This is a genomic window from Enterobacter sp. AC1 (assembly GCF_050434705.1).
Classification (GTDB): Bacteria; Pseudomonadota; Gammaproteobacteria; order Enterobacterales; family Enterobacteriaceae; genus Enterobacter; species Enterobacter cloacae_L.
This window is the reverse complement of sequence record NZ_JBNDIZ010000007.1, coordinates 169,238-186,608: the sequence shown is the minus strand read 5'-3', so window position 1 is coordinate 186,608 and position 17,371 is coordinate 169,238. Positions and strand designations below refer to the sequence as shown.

Below are 17,371 nucleotides of genomic sequence, written 5' to 3'. Positions count from 1 at the left end.
GATGGACGAACTGAAGATTTTTATCGGCGGCCAGTGGCGACACGGCAGCGGCAGCCCGATGCAGAGCCACTTCCCGGCTGACGGGTCGATCAACGCTGCGCTGAACGCGGCAAGTCTCGACGATCTGCAGGAGGCGATTGAGGCCGGAGAGCGCGCCTGGCGCGATCCGGCGTGGCGCGGCTGCCTGCCGCACGTCCGGGCGAAGATCCTGCATAAGGTTGCCGATCTGATTGAGTCCCGCGTGGATGAACTGGCGCAGATGCAGAGTCGCGATAACGGCAAACCGCTGGCGGAATCGCGCGGGCTGGTGATGAGCGCGGCGGGAACGGCACGCTACTTTGCCGCCGCCTGCGAGCTGCTGGAGGGTGAGCTTCCAACGCCGCGCCAGCCCGATTTGCTGACGCTGAGCCGCTACGAGCCGCTCGGCGTGGTGGCCGCCATCACGCCGTGGAACTCGCCGATTGCCAGCGAGATGCAGAAGGTCGCGCCGGCCATTGCTGCCGGCAACGCGGTGATCCTCAAGCCCGCCGAAGCGACGCCGCTGATGGCGCTGGAGCTGGCGCGGATTTTCGAACAGGCCGGGCTGCCCGCCGGGCTGCTGAGCGTCCTGCCGGGCAAAGGCTCGGTGATTGGCGATGCGCTGGCGCGCCACCCTAAAGTGCGCAAAATCTCCTTTACCGGCGGCACCACCACGGGCCGTCATCTGGCGCACGTGGCGGCGGAAAAGCTGATCCCGGCCTCGCTGGAGCTGGGCGGCAAATCCCCGACCATCGTGCTGGAAGATGCAGACCTCGAGCAGGCCGCGCGCGGGATCTGCTACGGCATTTTCAGCTCCGCGGGGCAGGCGTGCATCGCGGGTTCGCGGCTGTTTATCCACGAGAGCATTTACGCCCCGCTGATGGCGCGGCTGCTGGAATTAACCCGCGGCCTGCGCGTCGGGCATCCGTTTGCCGACGGCGTCCACGTGGGACCGCTGATCGGCGACGGGCATCGTCAAAGCGTGCAGGCGTACGTCGAGCTGGCGAAGCGCGAGGGGGGCCGCGTGCTGTGCGGCGGGGAGATCCCGGCCGATCCTAATCTTGCAAACGGCAGCTTCTTCCAGCCCACGATTATCGAAGGGCTGAACAACAGCGCCCGCGCGTGTCAGGAGGAGATCTTCGGCCCGGTGCTGGTGGCGATGCCGTTTCGCGATGAAGCGGCGCTTATTCGCGAGGCGAACGACTCAGTTTATGGCCTGGCCGCAGGGATCTGGACGCGGGATACCGGACGCGCGCTGCGCCTGAGCGAGCAGCTGGAAGCGGGCACGGTGTGGATCAACACCTACAAGGTTTTTGCCATTTCGACCCCGTTCGGGGGCTTTAAAGAGAGCGGTCTGGGCCGCGAAAAAGGCATTCAGGGGCTGAAAGCCTGGATGCAGCAAAAGAGCATTTATCTGGCGACGGGTAACGGCGTCAACCACTGGTGCGACTGAGAAAGGGTGAGCAATGAGCGAAATGATAACCGTCGGCGACGCCATCGCCAGAACGCTGGAGCAGTATCAGGTTGAGGCCATCTACGGCGTCATCTCCATCCACAACCTGCCGATCGCCGATGCGGTAGGGCAGCGCGGCAACATCCGCTTCGTGCCCGCACGCGGCGAGGCAGGTTCCGTCACCATGGCCGATGCCCACGGGCGTTTTTCCGGCCTCGGCGTGGCGCTGACCAGTACCGGCGCGGGGGCGGGGAACGCGGTAGGCGCGCTGGTGGAAGCGATGAATGCCTGCACGCCGTTGCTGCACTTAACCGGGCAGGTGGAAAAGGCCTGGCTGGATGCCGACACCGGGTTTATTCATGAAACCCGCGACCAGCTGACCTTCCTGAAGGCCAGCTCAAAGCGGGCGTACCGCATCAGCAATGCCGGCCAGGCGATAGCGATTCTGCATAAAGCGATTCAGGAGGCGCAGACGCCGCCGTGCGGGCCGGTCTCCGTGGAAATCCCGATTGATATTCAGGGGGCGACAATCCCGCTGTCGCTGGTGACCGCGCCGGTGAGACCGGCGTCGGGTGTGAGCGTTGATGCGAGCGTTGTCGACACGCTGTGGGCGCAGCTGAAGCAGGCAAAACAGCCGCTGCTGTGGCTGGGCGGCGGGGCGCTGGGCAGCGCCGACGCCGTGAAAAAACTGGCGGATGCGGGCATCACCGTGATTTCCAGCACCCACGCGCGCGGCGTGCTGCCGGACGGCCATCGCGCCAGCCTGCGGGCGTTTCACAACTCGCCGTCGGTGGAAGCGCTGATCGCACAGTGCGATTTTACGCTGGTCGCCGGTTCACGACTGCGCAGCAACGAAACCCGTTCCTGGTCGCTTGAGCTGCCGCATCCGCGCGTGCAGATTGATATCGACCCGGCGGCGGCCAGCCGTAACTACCTGATGGACAACACGCTGGTCGCCGACTGTTCCGCGTTGCTTGGCGCGCTTGCCGACAAAATTCAGGGCCGCGAGTGGGGCAACGCGCAGTGGGATACGCAGGTGCAGCAGGCGGTTGAGCAAGCCGAACAGGGACTGCGCGAGCAGTGCGGCGCCTACGCGAAGCTCAATGACGCTATTGCGAAAGCGCTGCCGAAGGACGGCCTGCTGGTGCGTGATATCACCGTGTCCGGCAGCCTGTGGGGGAGCCGACTGTTCCGCGCCAACGGCCCGCTGATGAACATTCACTCTCTGGCCGGGGCGATTGGCATGGGGCTGCCGATGGCGATCGGCACCGCGATTGCTAACCCGCAGCGCAAGGTGGTGGGGCTGGTGGGCGACGGCGGCCTGAGCCTGAACTTGGGCGAGCTGGCGACGCTGGCACAGGAGAAAGCCAACGTGACGCTGCTGATCATGAACGACGGCGGCTACGGCGTGATGCGCGGCATTCAGGATAAGTATTTCGGCGGGCGGCAGTATTACAACGAGCTGCACACCCCGGACTTCACCCTGCTGGCACAGGCAATTGGCCTGCAGGCGTGGAGCGTTGAGCGGGCAGAAGATTTTGATGCCGTGATGACGGAGGCGCTGGCGATGCCGGGGCCATCGGTGGTGGAGGTACGAATGGGGCAGATTGGCGCCCTGAAGTTTGCCGGGCCGCCGCAGAAGACGCTTTACTAGCCGTTACCCCTCTCCCACAGGGAGAGGGAGAAAACTGTAGGCCGGGTAAGGCGAAGCCGCCACCCGGTTTTTTTCATCAGAACACGTTAAACGGGTATTCCACGTAAGCGCGGATCTCATCCCCGCCCACGTTGTAATCGCTGGCATTACTGGAGACGCGCAGGACGGAATAGCGCAGCTTCAGCTTCAGATCTTTCGCCGGGCCATCCTGCACCTGGTACTGGATCTGGTTAAACCACTCGTGCTCTTTGCCGTTGCTGGTTTCAGACGTTTTGATGTTGTCGCCGCGCACGTAGGCGGTGGTCCAGCTCAGACCCGGCAGGCCGAGACCGGCGAAGTCCAGACCGTACGAGGCCTGCCATGAGCGTTCGTCTTCACCGTTGAAATCAGACCAGTAGGAGTTCGCCAGCCAGATGGTGTTGCCGCCGTCACCCACGCCGCCCCGATCGCGGTAGCCGCCGTAGTTGTAGCCGGTGCTGCCGCTGCTCTGCTGGTACGCCACTTTGAACGTGTGAATATCCCAGATGTAGCTTGCCGCCAGGCTCCAGATGGTGTTGCTGCGGCCGGTGTTGAGGCTGTCAGCGTAACCCTGGTCGAGACGGGAGTTATAGCCGTTGAAGTCGAGCACCAGCTGCTGTCCGGTGCTGAACGGCTGTTTGAAGTTCATGCCCAGGTACTGCTTGTTCATCACCTCTTCGTTATGAGAGGCGTAAAACGCGCCGCTGAACTGGTCGTTGAACTGGTAGTTCGCACCGCCGAAGGAGAGGCTCTTCAGCCCGCTATCGTGGCGATCGTCGCTTTTACGCTGCTCGTCGGTAAAGTAACCGGCGTTGATTTCCAGACCGTCGATCTCTTTTGAGGTCAGCATGGTGCCGGTATAGCTTTCAAACAGCAGGCGGGAGCTGTCGGCATTTACGATGGGCAGCTCAGGGCGCTGATTCCCGTAGCTCAGTACGGTATTCGAGATGCGCATTTTGGCGGTTGCGCCAAACTTTGCCAGATCGGATTTTGCCCGGCCGTCATCTTCCTGCTTAAAGAAGTCGATGCCGCCCGCGCCGCTCTTGCCGCGGCCGCCGTCCAGGCGCACGCCATACTGCGCGATCCCGTCCACGCCAAAGCCCACCAGCCCTTCGGTATAACCGGATTCAAAGGTGGCTATAATCCCCTGGCCCCATTCGGCCTTATCCTGCTGGCCCTGATGGTAATCGCGGCTGATGTACGCATTGCGGAAAAACAGGTTCAGATGGCTGTCGTCAATAAAACCCTGGCTGTCGGACTGCTGGCTTGCAGCGGCGGGTAATGCGGCAAATAAGCTTAAAGCAACTAATGATAATTCTTTTTTCACGGAGGGAACGTCTCTGTCTGGATATATTAATTTGAATAACTGCGAAGGGATAATTACCGGAAAGAGTAACGTTTGCAATAATTATGTGACCAGACGTTTCAATGATAAGTGCAGATTTGGCGGGGCTTTGCGGGGCGTTATCGATACGTGCGGTTAAGTTAACAATTCATGCGAAATAAAAAGGAGGCAAATCTGCCTCCTTCCAAAATTATTTAATTCTGTCTGCGGCCATACGGTCGCGAATATGTTGCGCGCGCGCTTCTGAGGCTGGGTGATCGTCAAACATGGAGCTTTGGCGTCCCGCTTCCAGCTTGGCCAGCTTTTCGAAGCTGGTGGCTAAACCTGATGGATTAATACCGCGTTTGCGCAACAGGTCGTAGGAGTAGTCATCCGCTTCGGACTCCTGACGCTGTGAGAACTGGGAGTTAACCAGTTTTTCACCGACATCGCCAAGCTGTGACTGTGACAGGCTGCCAACGATACCGCCCGCAGAGGCCGCCGCTGCGCGGATGGCATTGGTGCCTAAAGCAACCTGCATCCCTTTCTTCACGTGGCCGAGTGCAACGTGGCCCATTTCATGGCCGATGACCGCTTCGACTTCATTGTCGGTCATCATGTCCATCAGCCCGCTGTAGACGCGGATACAGCCGTTCGCCATGGCGAACGCGTTCACGTCTTTCGCCATGTAAACCTTGTAGTTCACCGGCTGGCCGTTGATGTTATCGCCCAGCGCGGAAGCGATCTTATTCAGACGCTGCGTGTAGGTACTGTTAGCCGGCGCAAGCGTGGCTTTTCCGTCCATATCTTTACAGGCCTGGTCGCTCAGCGCTTTTACCTGTGCGTCGCTCAGGGAATAGGCCTGAAAGGCTTCTGCGCCTGAGGTCATCAGGCCGTTAGAATCCATGTTCTGACAGCCGCTCAGCAGGAGCGTTGTACCCAGGGCCAGCACTATTGCACGCATTTTCATGATGTTGCTTCCGTACTCGTTAATCTGAATAAAATCCGAAAAATGCACCGTCAGCGAAGCCGGTGTCGGGCTAAGTATAAGGAAGAACTACGAGGCCGGGCGAGCAGATTGCGCAACATGCGAGCATGATCCAGAGATTTCTTAAGCTGCAAAAGAATGCTCCATGTACATGGCATGCCGCTTGGGTTACATTGTTGGCACTTTTTTCCGGCGTAGCCCAAAACGCGCTGTCGTCAAGGGCATGGCCTTTAACAGTCCGATCTGGAGTTAAAATGTCCTCACGTAAAGAGCTTGCTAATGCTATTCGTGCGCTGAGCATGGACGCAGTACAGAAAGCCAAATCCGGTCACCCAGGCGCCCCTATGGGTATGGCTGATATCGCCGAAGTCCTGTGGCGCGATTTCCTGAACCACAACCCGCAGAACCCGTCATGGGCTGACCGCGACCGTTTCGTACTGTCTAACGGCCACGGCTCTATGCTGATTTATAGCCTGCTGCATCTCACTGGCTACGATCTGCCTATCGAAGAGCTGAAAAACTTCCGTCAGCTGCACTCCAAAACGCCAGGTCACCCGGAAGTGGGCTACACCGCTGGCGTAGAAACCACCACCGGCCCACTGGGTCAGGGTATTGCTAACGCAGTGGGTATGGCGATTGCAGAGAAGACCCTGGCGGCACAGTTCAACCGTCCTGGTCACGACATCGTTGACCACTTCACCTACGCGTTCATGGGCGACGGCTGCATGATGGAAGGCATTTCTCACGAAGTGTGCTCCCTGGCAGGTACCCTGAAGCTGGGCAAACTGGTTGCGTTCTATGACGACAACGGTATCTCCATCGACGGTCACGTTGAAGGCTGGTTCACTGATGACACCGCTAAACGTTTCGAAGCCTACGGCTGGCACGTTGTGCGTGGCGTTGATGGCCACGATGCTGACTCGATTAAACGTGCGGTAGAAGAAGCGCGTGCAGTAACTGACAAACCGTCCCTGCTGATGTGCAAAACCATCATCGGCTTCGGTTCTCCAAACAAAGCGGGCACTCACGACTCCCACGGTGCACCGCTGGGCGACGCGGAAATTGCGCTGACCCGTGAAGCGCTGGGCTGGAAACACCCTGCATTCGAAATCCCATCTGACATTTATGCGCAGTGGGATGCAAAAGAAGCGGGCCAGGCGAAAGAAGCGGCATGGAACGAGAAGTTCGCTGCTTACGCGAAAGCCTTCCCGCAGGAAGCGGCTGAATTCAACCGTCGTATGAAAGGCGACATGCCGTCTGACTTCGACGCGAAAGCGAACGAGTTCATCGCTAAGCTGCAGGCGAACCCATCTAAAATCGCCAGCCGTAAGGCATCTCAGAACGCGATCGAAGCGTTCGGTCCTTGGCTTCCAGAATTCCTGGGCGGCTCCGCTGACCTGGCGCCTTCCAACCTGACCCTGTGGTCCGGTTCTAAGCCGATCAACGAAGATACCGCCGGTAACTACATCCATTACGGTGTGCGTGAATTCGGTATGACGGCTATCGCGAACGGTATCTCCCTGCACGGCGGTTTCCTGCCGTACACCTCTACCTTCCTGATGTTCGTGGAATATGCACGTAACGCCGTACGTATGGCTGCGCTGATGAAACAGCGTCAGGTGATGGTCTACACCCACGACTCCATCGGTCTGGGCGAAGACGGTCCGACTCACCAGCCGGTAGAGCAGGTGGCTTCCCTGCGCGTGACCCCGAACATGAGCACATGGCGTCCATGTGACCAGGTTGAATCCGCCGTTGCGTGGAAATACGGCGTTGAGCGTCATGACGGCCCAACCGCACTGATCCTCTCCCGTCAGAACCTGGCGCAGCAGGATCGTACCCCAGAGCAGCTGGCGAACATCGCTCGCGGTGGTTACGTGCTGAAAGATTGCGCGGGTCAGCCTGAGCTGATCTTCATCGCAACCGGTTCTGAAGTTGAGCTGGCTGTCGCGGCCTGGGACAAACTGACTGCCGAAGGCGTGAAGGCGCGCGTGGTATCCATGCCGTCTACCGATGCGTTCGACAAGCAGGATGCCGCTTACCGTGAATCCGTTCTGCCTAAAGCGGTTTCTGCTCGTGTGGCTGTAGAAGCGGGTATCGCAGACTACTGGTTCAAATATGTGGGCCTGAACGGCGCTATCGTCGGCATGACCACCTTCGGTGAATCTGCTCCGGCAGAGCTGCTGTTCGAAGAATTCGGTTTCACCGTAGAGAACGTTGTCGCGAAGGCGAAAGAACTGCTGTAATTGTTTGTACGGTGCGGGCTGATGCCCTCACCCCGACCCTTTCCCACAGGGAGAAGGTGCAAACACTCAAAACGGTAACTCTCGGGTTACCGTTTTGCTTTTCCCTTGCCGTGAATTATTCCACCTAAAATGTGACGCAAGTCATATAGCTCGCTTATTCATCTGGACAGACATTCCTTTTATTCCCCGATTCGCTTATTCTTGCTGAAGCGTTTCAGTCGATTAAATGTTCGACAATTGACCAATCAATCGCAGTTTGTGACAGCAAGGATTCCCCTTCAGGCGTAGCTGGATTACTCTTTCAGCCACCTCAGACTCAGGGATAGCTTTGCAGGAGATCTATGACCGTACGCGTAGCGATTAATGGCTTCGGTCGCATCGGGCGTAATGTGGTTCGTGCTTTGTATGAATCCGGACGTCGGGCGGAAATAACCGTGGTGGCAATCAATGAACTGGCGGATGCTACGGGCATGGCGCATTTGTTGAAATACGATACCAGCCACGGACGATTCGCCTGGGATGTTCGCCAGGAAAGAGATCGGCTTTTTGTGGGTGATGACGCTATTCGTGTGCTGCATGAGAACAGCATTTCCGGGCTACCCTGGCGTGAACTGGGTGTGGATGTGGTGCTTGACTGTACCGGCGTGTACGGCAACCGCGAACACGGTGAAGCGCACCTTACGGCAGGCGCGAAAAAAGTCCTGTTTTCTCATCCCGGCAGTAACGACCTCGACGCGACCGTCGTGTTTGGCGTTAACCAGCATGAGCTGAAGGCCGAACACCGCATTGTCTCCAACGCCTCCTGCACGACTAACTGCATTATTCCGGTCATCAAACTGTTAGACGATGCGTATGGCATTGAATCTGGCACCGTGACCACGATTCACTCCGCCATGCACGATCAGCAGGTTATTGACGCTTACCACCCGGACTTACGGCGCACGCGTGCAGCGAGCCAGTCAATCATTCCGGTGGACACAAAGCTGGCTGCAGGCATCACCCGAATTTTTCCGCAGTTCAATGACCGTTTTGAAGCGATTGCCGTGCGTGTTCCGACGATCAACGTCACCGCAATCGACCTTAGCGTGACGGTAAAAAAACCGGTAAAAGCCTGTGAAGTCAACCTGTTGCTGCAAAAAGCGGCACAGGGGGCATTTCATGGTATAGTTGACTATACGGAATTACCGTTGGTCTCAGTGGATTTTAACCACGACCCGCACAGCGCCATTGTTGATGGCACTCAAACGCGAGTGAGTGGCGCACACCTTATCAAGACGCTGGTCTGGTGTGATAACGAATGGGGCTTTGCTAACCGAATGCTCGACACCACGTTAGCAATGGCCGCTCAAGGTTTCAGGTAAGACGCATCGTGCGTCTGCAAAACTTTAAGAATCAACGAGAGGATTCACCATGTCTGTAATTAAGATGACCGATCTGGATCTGGCTGGTAAACGCGTTTTCATCCGTGCCGATCTGAACGTACCGGTTAAAGATGGCAAAGTGACCAGCGACGCGCGTATTCGTGCATCTCTGCCAACCATCGAACTGGCTCTGAAGCAGGGCGCTAAAGTGATGGTAACCTCCCACCTGGGTCGTCCAACCGAAGGCGAGTACAACGAAGAGTTCTCTCTGCTGCCGGTTGTTAATTACCTGAAAGACAAACTGTCTAACCCTGTTCGCCTGGTGAAAGATTACCTGGACGGCGTTGAAGTCGCTGCCGGTGAACTGGTTGTTCTGGAAAACGTTCGCTTCAACAAAGGCGAGAAGAAAGACGACGAAGCACTCTCCAAAAAATACGCTGCACTGTGCGACGTATTCGTGATGGATGCCTTCGGTACGGCTCACCGCGCGCAGGCGTCTACCCACGGTATCGGTAAATTTGCTGACGTTGCGTGTGCCGGTCCTCTGCTGGCTGACGAACTGGAAGCGCTGGGTAAAGCACTGAAAGAACCTGCTCGTCCAATGGTTGCTATCGTTGGTGGCTCTAAAGTTTCTACCAAACTGACCGTTCTGGATTCCCTGTCTAAAATCGCTGACCAGCTGATCGTTGGCGGTGGTATCGCGAACACCTTCGTTGCCGCCCAGGGCCACAACGTCGGTAAATCCCTGTACGAAGCAGACCTGGTTGACGAAGCGAAACGCCTGCTGAGCACCTGCGATATCCCGGTTCCAACTGACGTTCGCGTAGCGACCGAGTTCTCTGAAACTGCGACGGCGACCCTGAAGTCTGTAAACGACATCAAAGACGAAGAGCAGATTCTGGACCTGGGCGACGTTTCTGCACAGAAACTGGCTGAAATCCTGAAAAACGCAAAAACTATCCTGTGGAACGGTCCTGTTGGCGTGTTCGAATTCCCGAACTTCCGCAAAGGTACTGAAATCGTTGCTAACGCTATCGCAGACAGCGAAGCGTTCTCTATCGCAGGCGGTGGTGACACCCTGGCAGCAATCGACCTGTTCGGTATCGCTGACAAGATCTCCTACATCTCCACTGGTGGCGGCGCATTCCTCGAATTCGTGGAAGGCAAAGTACTGCCAGCAGTAGCAATGCTCGAAGAGCGCGCTAAGAAGTAAGCCATTCAAGGGCAGGGAAACCTGCCCAAATTTCAGCGCGCTTTTAAGAGCTCGCACCTTTTCTAACGGCCGAAGATACAGGACTAAGCAACATGTCTAAAATTTTTGATTTCGTAAAACCTGGCGTTATCACTGGTGATGACGTACAGAAAGTGTTCCAGGTAGCTAAAGAAAACAACTTCGCTCTGCCAGCAGTTAACTGCGTGGGTACCGACTCCATCAACGCCGTACTGGAAACTGCTGCTAAAGTTAAAGCACCGGTTATCGTTCAGTTCTCCAACGGCGGCGCTGCGTTCATCGCAGGTAAAGGCGTGAAAACCGACGTTCCTCAGGGCGCTGCAATTCTGGGTGCTATCTCTGGTGCGCACCACGTACACCAGATGGCTGAACACTACGGTGTTCCGGTTATTCTGCACACTGACCACTGCGCGAAGAAACTGCTGCCGTGGATCGACGGTCTGCTGGACGCGGGTGAAAAACACTTCGCGGCGACCGGTAAGCCACTGTTCTCTTCTCACATGATCGACCTGTCTGAAGAGTCCCTGCACGAAAACATCGAAATCTGCTCCAAATACCTGGCACGCATGGCCAAAATGGACATGACCCTGGAAATCGAACTGGGTTGCACCGGTGGTGAAGAAGACGGCGTGGACAACAGCCACATGGATGCTTCTGCACTGTACACCCAGCCAGAAGACGTTGATTACGCTTACACCGAGCTGAGCAAAATCAGCCCACGCTTCACCATTGCAGCGTCCTTCGGTAACGTGCACGGCGTTTACAAACCAGGTAACGTGGTTCTGACCCCAACCATTCTGCGTGATTCTCAGGAATACGTTTCTAAGAAACACAACCTGCCGCACAACAGCCTGAACTTCGTCTTCCACGGCGGTTCAGGTTCTTCTGCTCAGGAAATCAAAGACTCCGTAAGCTACGGCGTAGTGAAAATGAACATCGATACCGACACCCAGTGGGCAACCTGGGACGGTATCCTGCAATACTACAAAACCAACGAAGCTTACCTGCAGGGCCAGCTGGGCAACCCGAAAGGCGAAGACCAGCCGAACAAGAAATACTACGATCCACGCGTATGGCTGCGCGCAGCGCAGACGTCCATGGTGACTCGTCTGGAGCAGGCTTTCAAAGAACTGAACGCGATCGACGTTCTGTAATTTGAACTGCTAACAGCATCAGAAGGCCCGCAAATGCGGGCCTTTTTTTATGCATTTTCAATATCCTGCCAGCGCAGTTTTTGTGATCTGTTTGGCAAATCGGGCGCTTTTTGTTTACCCTTTACTGACCTGCCTGTCTCCATGGGGGATGGATTTTGTGTTTTGGTTTAACAAAAGGAAGAATAAATGGAACAACTCGATGTTGTAGACAGCATCAATAATGCCGGTAACTGGCTGGTGCGTAACCAGGCACTGTTACTGAGCTATGCCGTGAACATCGTCGCGGCGATTGCCATCATCATCGTCGGGATGATCGTGGCGCGTATTGTATCGAACGCGGTCAACCGCGTGATGCTGGCCCGTCACATTGACGCCACGGTCGCTGACTTCCTCTCTGCACTGGTCCGCTACGGCATTATCGCTTTTACGCTGATTGCCGCGCTGGGGCGCGTAGGAGTACAGACCGCATCCGTGATTGCCGTTCTCGGTGCCGCCGGTCTGGCCATCGGTCTGGCGCTACAGGGGTCGCTGTCGAACCTGGCGGCAGGCGTTCTGCTGGTCACCTTCCGTCCGTTCCGCTCCGGCGAATACGTTGATCTTGGCGGCATTGCCGGAACTGTGCTGCAGGTGCAGATTTTCTCAACGACTATGCGTACCGTCGATGGCCGCATCGTGGTCGTGCCGAACGGGAAAATCATTGCAGGCAACATCATTAACTTCTCCCGCGAGCCGGTGCGTCGTAACGAGCTGATCGTCAGCGTAGCGTACGACTCCGACATCGATCAGGTGAAGTCGCTGATTAGCAACATCATTGCCTCAGACGATCGCATTCTGAAGGATAAAGAGCAGACCGTTCGCCTGAACGAACTGGGCGCTTCCTCGATTAACTTCGTAGTGCGTATCTGGAGCAAGAGCAGCGATCTGCAAAACGTCTACTGGGACGTGCTGGAGCGCATCAAGCGCGACTTCGACGCCAACGGCATCAGCTTCCCGTACCCGCAGATGGACGTAAACGTCAAAAAAGTTAAAGAAGCAGAATAACTTCATCAGCAGGCCCGGTAAGCGCTAGCGCCACCGGGCTTTTCAATTATTAGCGTGGCTAATACCCAATTAATATTATCCATTTCCTCTAATGTGGTTCGCGCAGTATAGTCTGCTCTCAGGACAACACTGTGAGAATTTCGTCATGTTATCGTATTACTTTCAAGGGCTTGCCTTAGGCGCGGCTATGATTCTTCCCCTCGGCCCGCAAAATGCGTTTGTGATGAACCAGGGCATCCGCCGCCAGTATCATCTGATGATTGCTCTGCTGTGCGCGGTAAGTGATTTACTGCTGATTTGCGCAGGGATTTTTGGCGGTAGTGCACTGCTGATGCAGTCTCCCTGGCTGCTGGCGCTGGTCACCTGGGGTGGCGTGGCGTTTCTGCTCTGGTATGGCTTTGGCGCGCTGAGAACGGCAATGAGCAGTAACCTCGAACTGGCGAGCGCAGAAGTGATGAAGCAGGGGCGCTGGAAGATTATCGTCACCATGCTGGCGGTGACCTGGCTTAACCCGCATGTCTATCTTGATACCTTCGTAGTGCTGGGCAGCCTGGGCGGACAGCTGGACGTTGAGCCGAAACGCTGGTTTGCGCTCGGCACGGTCAGCGCCTCTTTCCTCTGGTTCTTCGGTCTCGCCATTCTGGCGGCATGGCTGGCGCCTCGCCTGCGGACTGCCAAAGCCCAGCGCATCATTAATACCCTGGTTGGGCTGGTGATGTGGTTTATTGCTTTTCAGCTGGCAAAAGAGGGCATTCACCACGTCCAGGAATTGTTCAACTAATCCTTGTCTTATGGACAACTGAGCAAGACCCGCTAAGCTTGCTGGCATGCGCCCTGTTATCGGGCACTCTTTGCAACATGGAGGAATAACAGTGAAGTTTAAAGTGATGTCCCTGGCGGCATTAGTAAGTTTGGGTGCGGTATCTGTTCAGGCTGGTGAACTGCCGGATGGCCCGCACATCGTCACTTCAGGCACCGCAAGCGTGGATGCGGTACCCGATGTTGCAACGCTGGCAATTGAAGTGAATGTGGCTGCGAAAGATGCGGCGTCAGCCAAGAAACAGGCTGACGATCGTGTTGCGCAATATCTCTCATTCCTCGAGCAGAATGGTGTCGGTAAAAAAGATATCAACTCCGCTAACCTGCGCACTCAACCCGATTACGACTACCAGAATGGCAAAAGCATCCTGAAAGGCTACCGTGCCGTGCGTACCGTGGAAGTGACCGTGCGCCAGCTGGATAAGCTGAACGCCCTGCTGGACGGCGCGCTGAAGGCGGGGCTGAACGAAATCCGTTCCGTGTCGCTGGGCGTTGCGCAACCGGAGAAATACAAAGACGAAGCGCGTAAAGCGGCGATTAACGATGCCATTCACCAGGCGGAACAGCTGGCTTCTGGCTTTAAGAGCAAGCTCGGCCCGGTATACAGCGTGCGTTACCACGTCTCTAACTACCAGCCAAGCCCGATGGTGCGGATGATGAAGGCCGATGCGGCGCCGGTCTCCGCTCAGGAAACTTACGAGCAGCCAACGATCCAGTTCGACGATCAGGTGGATGTGGTGTTCCAGCTGGAGCCAACTCAAACTCAGCAAACTGAGGCGGCGAAGGCGCAGTAATTTGCCCTCACCCTAACCCTCTCCCACAGGGAGAGGGAATTCAAGCGATTAGTCCTGCCTCAACACCTTATGCCCAAACGCCAGTAGCGCGTCGGTGACGTTGCGCATCATGCGGCTTTCCGGCGCGAAACGGTGCCAGTAGAGCATCCGGCGCTGATACAGCCCTGGCGTCAGGTCTATCAGTTCGCCGCTTTTCAACTCTTTCTCGATCTGCAGATGCGGGATCATGCAGCAGGTCGTGCCCTGGCGCGCAAGCTGCACGAAGGCTTCAGACGAGTTGACGATATGGCACGGCACGCTGCCCGGCGGCAGATCGAAGTTTTGCTGCAGGAAGGCCTGGTGCATATCGTCCAGATGGTCGAACGCTACGGCAGGCGCCTTCAGCAGCGCGGCGCGGGTCACGCCGTTGGGGAAATAGCGTTCGGCAAAGGCTTTTGAGCCGACAAACAGATAATCCAGCGCGCCCAGCTGATCCACCAGGCAGCTTGGCAACGCCTGAGGCTGGATACTGACCGCCCCGACCACTTCACCGCGACGCAGGCGTTCCTGGGTACGGGTTTCATCTTCAACCTGCAAATTCAGGCGGATAGGGGAATCCGCTAATACCGGCGCAAGGGCCGGCAGCAGCCAGGTTGCCAGACTGTCGGCGTTGACCGCCAGCGAGAGCAGCAGCGGCGTTGAGCCCGTTTGTTCGTCACCCAGCCACTCATCTTCCAGCAGTTCAACCTGACGCAGCAGGGCAAGGAGCTTTTGCCCTTGCTCCGTTGGGCGAGGCGGCACGGTACGCACCAGCAGTGGCTGGCCGAACATGTTTTCAAGCTGTTTGATACGCTGCGATACGGCGGACTGCGTGATGCAAAGCTTTTGCGCCGCGCGCTCAAAACCTCGTTCACGAATAACTGCATCAAGTGCCTGTAGTGTTCTGTAGTCCGGACGTTTCATTGCTCTGGCTGGCTCCTTAATTTTGCTTAATCTGCACTATGACACAATTTTCCCTTCGTGGCAGACGAATTCCATTCGACGTGTTCTATAATGCGCCCTGAGTTTTCACACCACAGGCAAAACGATCATGACGCAGGATGAACTGAAAAAAGCAGTAGGATGGGCCGCTCTCCAGTATGTACAGCCGGGTACCATTGTCGGTGTTGGTACCGGGTCAACGGCGGCACACTTTATCGATGCGCTGGGCACGATGAAAGGGCAGATTGAGGGCGCGGTGTCCAGCTCTGATGCTTCCACGGAAAAGCTGAAAAGCCTCGGCATTACCGTTTTCGATCTCAACGAAGTGGATCGTCTGGGCATCTACGTTGATGGCGCGGATGAGATCAACGGCCACATGCAGATGATCAAAGGCGGCGGCGCGGCGCTGACGCGTGAAAAAATCATCGCCTCCGTTGCGGATAAATTCATCTGCATCGCCGATGCCTCCAAACAGGTTGATATTCTGGGTAATTTCCCGCTGCCGGTCGAGGTGATCCCGATGGCGCGCAGCGCCGTGGCGCGTGAGCTGGTAAAACTGGGCGGGCGTCCGGAATATCGCCAGGGCGTGGTGACCGATAACGGCAACGTGATCCTTGACGTTCACGGTCTGGAAATTCTCGACGCGATTGCGCTGGAAAACGCCATCAACGGCATTCCAGGCGTAGTCACCGTAGGGTTATTCGCCAATCGTGGCGCGGATGTCGCGCTGATTGGTACGGCTGACGGCGTGAAAACCATCGTAAAATGATCTGACGGGGGGAGTCCTCCCCCCGCTAAAAAAATTTTGAAAAGCTAAATTCGGTGACTTGTGTCACGTTTTTATGCCTCGTTTGCCGATCCTGCCACGTACGTAAATTTCCGCAGCATTTTCCTCTGTCATTTTGCCCTGTATGACTTTTCTTCAGAGTGCCGACGCAAACGTTCATATTGCTGCAATAGTTTTTTTTGATATGTTGGCTACAGCGGATTTCAATCCAGCACAACAACAGTTCAGATAAAATACAGGGTCGGGTAAATGGCAAAGGTATCACTGGAGAAAGACAAGATTAAATTTCTGCTCGTGGAAGGCGTGCATCAAAAAGCACTCGATAGCCTTCGCGCGGCAGGTTATACCAACATCGAATTTCACAAAGGCGCGCTGGATACCGAAGAGCTGAAAGCGTCCATCCGTGATGCCCACTTCATTGGCCTGCGATCCCGTACCCACCTGACTGAAGATGTGATTGCCGCGGCGGAAAAGCTGGTTGCCATCGGCTGTTTCTGCATCGGTACCAACCAGGTTGATCTGAATGCAGCCGCTAAGCGCGGTATTCCTGTATTTAACGCCCCTTTCTCCAACACCCGTTCCGTAGCGGAGTTAGTGATTGGCGAGCTGCTGCTGCTGCTGCGCGGTATTCCTGAAGCTAACGCCAAAGCGCACCGTGGCGTGTGGAACAAGCTGGCGTCTGGCTCTTTCGAAGCGCGCGGTAAAAAGCTGGGGATTATCGGTTACGGCCATATCGGTACGCAGCTCGGCATCCTGGCGGAATCTCTCGGTATGCATGTCTTCTTCTACGACATTGAAAGCAAGCTGCCGCTGGGCAATGCGACCCAGGTTCAACACCTTTCTGACCTGCTGAACATGAGCGATGTGGTCAGCCTGCACGTGCCGGAAAATGCCTCCACCAAAAACATGATGGGTGCGGAAGAGCTGGCGCTGATGAAGCCGGGCTCACTGCTGATCAACGCCGCGCGCGGTACGGTTGTCGACATTCCGGCGCTGTGTGATGCGCTGAAGCGTAAACATCTGGCGGGCGCGGCGATTGACGTGTTCCCGACGGAGCCTGCTACAAACAGCGATCCGTTCACCTCTCCGCTGTGCGAATTCGACAACGTGATCCTGACGCCGCACATCGGTGGGTCGACTCAGGAAGCGCAGGAGAATATCGGTCTGGAAGTGGCGGGTAAGCTGAGCAAATATTCCGACAACGGTTCTACGCTCTCTGCCGTGAACTTCCCTGAAGTGTCTCTGCCGCTGCACGGCGGCCGTCGTCTGCTGCACATTCACGAAAACCGTCCGGGCGTGCTGACCGCCATCAACCAGATCTTTGCCGAGCAGAGCGTCAACATTGCCGCGCAGTATCTGCAAACCAACTCGCAGATGGGCTACGTGGTTATTGATATCGAAGCGGACGAAGACGTTGCCGAGAAAGCGCTGCAGAGCATGAAGGCCATTCCGGGGACGATTCGCGCGCGCCTGCTGTACTGATCGTGCGAGGTAAATGCAAAACGGTAACGATAGTTACCGTT

Annotated in this window: 14 protein-coding genes; 11 read left to right on the top strand and 3 right to left on the bottom strand. The window is 56.5% G+C overall.

The features are described from left to right. Position 1 precedes the first annotated feature (1 nt). Together M2433_RS19045 and M2433_RS19040 are read left to right on the top strand one after the other, a co-directional pair. Positions 2–1,471, top strand: coding sequence for an aldehyde dehydrogenase (locus M2433_RS19045; RefSeq protein ID WP_429056220.1), 1,470 nt, complete (start codon positions 2–4; stop codon positions 1,469–1,471). A 13-nt stretch (positions 1,472–1,484) separates the two neighbouring features. Then, a complete protein-coding gene (locus M2433_RS19040; protein WP_429056219.1) occupies positions 1,485–3,125 on the top strand; it encodes a thiamine pyrophosphate-binding protein in 1,641 nt (546 codons plus the stop codon). A 76-nt stretch (positions 3,126–3,201) separates the two neighbouring features. Here the strand turns inward: M2433_RS19040 and M2433_RS19035 are convergent, their stop codons facing one another. Beyond that, complete coding sequence (locus M2433_RS19035) at positions 3,202–4,470, bottom strand: OprD family outer membrane porin (protein WP_429056217.1); 1,269 nt, start codon at positions 4,468–4,470, stop codon at positions 3,202–3,204. Positions 4,471–4,678: 208 nt separating this feature from the next. Then, positions 4,679–5,437, bottom strand: coding sequence for a M48 family metallopeptidase (locus tag M2433_RS19030; protein WP_429056215.1), 759 nt, complete (start codon positions 5,435–5,437; stop codon positions 4,679–4,681). Positions 5,438–5,709: 272 nt separating this feature from the next. Between M2433_RS19030 and tkt the strand changes: the two genes are divergently transcribed. The 7 genes from tkt to M2433_RS18995 all read left to right on the top strand — a co-directional run bounded on the left by tkt (position 5,710) and on the right by M2433_RS18995 (position 14,101). Next, positions 5,710–7,701 (top strand): transketolase, encoded by a 1,992-nt coding sequence (tkt, locus tag M2433_RS19025; protein ID WP_429056213.1) that lies wholly within the window; start codon positions 5,710–5,712, stop codon positions 7,699–7,701. A gap of 341 nt (positions 7,702–8,042) precedes the next feature. After that, complete coding sequence (gene epd / locus M2433_RS19020) at positions 8,043–9,062, top strand: erythrose-4-phosphate dehydrogenase (RefSeq protein WP_429056211.1); 1,020 nt, start codon at positions 8,043–8,045, stop codon at positions 9,060–9,062. A gap of 49 nt (positions 9,063–9,111) precedes the next feature. Continuing rightward, complete coding sequence (gene pgk, locus M2433_RS19015; RefSeq protein WP_047347929.1) at positions 9,112–10,275, top strand: phosphoglycerate kinase; 1,164 nt, start codon at positions 9,112–9,114, stop codon at positions 10,273–10,275. Positions 10,276–10,367: 92 nt separating this feature from the next. Further along, complete coding sequence (gene fbaA / locus M2433_RS19010) at positions 10,368–11,447, top strand: class II fructose-bisphosphate aldolase (protein ID WP_042715531.1); 1,080 nt, start codon at positions 10,368–10,370, stop codon at positions 11,445–11,447. Positions 11,448–11,633: 186 nt separating this feature from the next. Next, a complete protein-coding gene (mscS, locus tag M2433_RS19005; protein ID WP_047347930.1) occupies positions 11,634–12,488 on the top strand; it encodes a small-conductance mechanosensitive channel MscS in 855 nt (284 codons plus the stop codon). Between the two features lie 145 nt (positions 12,489–12,633). Continuing rightward, positions 12,634–13,269, top strand: coding sequence for an arginine exporter ArgO (gene argO, locus M2433_RS19000; protein WP_429056208.1), 636 nt, complete (start codon positions 12,634–12,636; stop codon positions 13,267–13,269). 91 nt (positions 13,270–13,360) lie between these two features. Next, complete coding sequence (locus tag M2433_RS18995; RefSeq protein ID WP_429056206.1) at positions 13,361–14,101, top strand: oxidative stress defense protein; 741 nt, start codon at positions 13,361–13,363, stop codon at positions 14,099–14,101. A 48-nt stretch (positions 14,102–14,149) separates the two neighbouring features. Here M2433_RS18995 and argP read toward each other — a convergent pair whose 3' ends face one another. Next, positions 14,150–15,043 carry a DNA-binding transcriptional regulator ArgP gene (argP, locus tag M2433_RS18990; protein ID WP_003860089.1) on the bottom strand — a complete coding sequence of 298 codons (894 nt, stop codon included), beginning with the start codon at positions 15,041–15,043 and terminating at the stop codon, positions 14,150–14,152. A 127-nt stretch (positions 15,044–15,170) separates the two neighbouring features. Between argP and rpiA the strand changes: the two genes are divergently transcribed. Both rpiA and serA read left to right on the top strand, forming a co-directional pair. Further along, entirely contained in the window at positions 15,171–15,830 is a 660-nt protein-coding gene (rpiA, locus tag M2433_RS18985; protein WP_047347933.1) for a ribose-5-phosphate isomerase RpiA, read from the top strand. Positions 15,831–16,097: 267 nt separating this feature from the next. Further along, positions 16,098–17,330: a phosphoglycerate dehydrogenase gene (serA, locus tag M2433_RS18980; RefSeq protein ID WP_047347934.1), complete on the top strand. Its 1,233-nt coding sequence runs from the start codon at positions 16,098–16,100 to the stop codon at positions 17,328–17,330. The last annotated feature ends 41 nt before the right edge of the window (positions 17,331–17,371 follow it).

Coding starts and splice junctions, on each gene's coding strand:
- M2433_RS19045 (WP_429056220.1), top strand. CDS start 2: ATGGACGAACTGAAGATTTTTATCGGCGGCCAGTGGCGACACGGCAGC.
- M2433_RS19040 (WP_429056219.1), top strand. CDS start 1,485: ATGAGCGAAATGATAACCGTCGGCGACGCCATCGCCAGAACGCTGGAG.
- M2433_RS19030 (WP_429056215.1), bottom strand. CDS start 5,437: ATGAAAATGCGTGCAATAGTGCTGGCCCTGGGTACAACGCTCCTGCTG.
- tkt (WP_429056213.1), top strand. CDS start 5,710: ATGTCCTCACGTAAAGAGCTTGCTAATGCTATTCGTGCGCTGAGCATG.
- epd (WP_429056211.1), top strand. CDS start 8,043: ATGACCGTACGCGTAGCGATTAATGGCTTCGGTCGCATCGGGCGTAAT.
- pgk (WP_047347929.1), top strand. CDS start 9,112: ATGTCTGTAATTAAGATGACCGATCTGGATCTGGCTGGTAAACGCGTT.
- fbaA (WP_042715531.1), top strand. CDS start 10,368: ATGTCTAAAATTTTTGATTTCGTAAAACCTGGCGTTATCACTGGTGAT.
- mscS (WP_047347930.1), top strand. CDS start 11,634: ATGGAACAACTCGATGTTGTAGACAGCATCAATAATGCCGGTAACTGG.
- argO (WP_429056208.1), top strand. CDS start 12,634: ATGTTATCGTATTACTTTCAAGGGCTTGCCTTAGGCGCGGCTATGATT.
- argP (WP_003860089.1), bottom strand. CDS start 15,043: ATGAAACGTCCGGACTACAGAACACTACAGGCACTTGATGCAGTTATT.
- rpiA (WP_047347933.1), top strand. CDS start 15,171: ATGACGCAGGATGAACTGAAAAAAGCAGTAGGATGGGCCGCTCTCCAG.
- serA (WP_047347934.1), top strand. CDS start 16,098: ATGGCAAAGGTATCACTGGAGAAAGACAAGATTAAATTTCTGCTCGTG.